This window comes from Marinobacterium sp. xm-m-312 (assembly GCF_013283295.1).
Lineage (GTDB): Bacteria > Pseudomonadota > Gammaproteobacteria > Pseudomonadales > Balneatricaceae > Marinobacterium_E.
In genome coordinates, this window is record NZ_WBYS01000016.1 from 1 (window position 1) to 1,318 (window position 1,318).

2 protein-coding genes are annotated in these 1,318 nt (G+C 42.8%); both read left to right on the plus strand.

What is annotated here, in order from left to right:
* Positions 1 to 210 (plus strand): hypothetical protein (locus XMM312_RS11470; protein ID WP_217363913.1); only part of this gene is annotated, 210 nt, incomplete at its 5' end.
* Positions 211 to 461: 251 nt separating this feature from the next.
* The coding region (locus tag XMM312_RS11420; protein ID WP_173489288.1) for a replication initiation protein at positions 462 to 1,318 on the plus strand (857 nt) is incomplete at its 3' end.

Below are 1,318 nucleotides of genomic sequence, written 5' to 3' on the forward strand. Positions count from 1 at the left end.
GTAACAGATGTAACTTCGGCTGATAACGAGTTGAAACTAAAAATAGAAATGCTGGAGAAGCAGGTGGCGATGCTTGAAGACAGCTTGTCACATTCTAGGAAGTCTGAAGACGAACTTCGCAGTGTGGTCGCTTCTCAGACAAAACTTATTACACAACAGTCGGATGAGAAGCAGGGGAGGGGGCTGCTTTCAAGACTGTTCAAGCGGTAACTGGCTGTGGATAAGTTTAGTTCTGACGCTCTTTGTAGACTCGTGATTTGTTAGGGTAGACTCGTGATTTGTTAGGGTAGACTCGTGATTTGTTAGGGTAGACTCGTGATTTGTTAGGTTTAGGGGCGTAAGTATATGATAGTAAAAGAGATTTTCGTCTAGAAATAAGAAAATAAGAAAATAAGAAAAAGACTTCACATACTCACAACACTGCATTGCTATATCTTACACTGTTTGAGATAATGTTAGGTATGAGCAAGAAGAACAGCAAAACAACAGACGCTATAGAACGATATGCAAAGGTCGCAGATGCTATCGTAGAAGCAGGTGAAGTCAGTGACTGGAGGTTTTCTCACGGGTCATCACTTTCGCTGCGTGGCGCTAAGACTCTGCATCTTCTCATTCAAGCAGCAGGAGTTCGTATCACAGACGATGTTGAGCATCGGATAAGTTACGCTGAACTAAACAAGACATATCATCTAACATTGAAGGAGCTTGAAGCGGTCGTTGACGAACTTCACACGACTATCTTGAAACTCAAGCTGACTCGTGAGGATGGAAGGTCTTACACTAAGTCAGGTGTCATCATAGCTGATGCTGAACGAGATGCTGATACAACAGCAAAAGCAGAACTTCGGTATCGGTTTAGCGCAACTATGCGAAAAGCGATTTCTGACAGCTCACATTGGGCTGTGATATCTAGAAAAGCTGTTTTGGCATTCAACTCAAAGTTCTCACTTCGTCTCTACTCTCTGATTTCGCTGAGAGCAAACTTGCGAAAAACTAGTGAAGTTTTTCTTCTAGAAGACTTGAGAGAAATCATGGGGGTTGGTTCTACACATTACAAAGAATGGGCTAACTTTAGACAAAGGTGTTTAGATTCAGCGATAGCAGAACTCAATCAACTGGCTGGGTTCAATGTAGGCTATAGAGCTTTGAAAACAGGTCGTTCTGTAAAGGCAGTAGAACTGTTCTGGGGTATCAAAGGTCAAGCTGAGCGCATTGAAGCTCTGAAAGAGTTAGAGAGAAGCTCTGTCGGTCGTAAAGCTCGTAGAGAAGGCAGCGTTGAACTTATCTCACAAGCTGAACAGATTGAGCGTCATGAAAT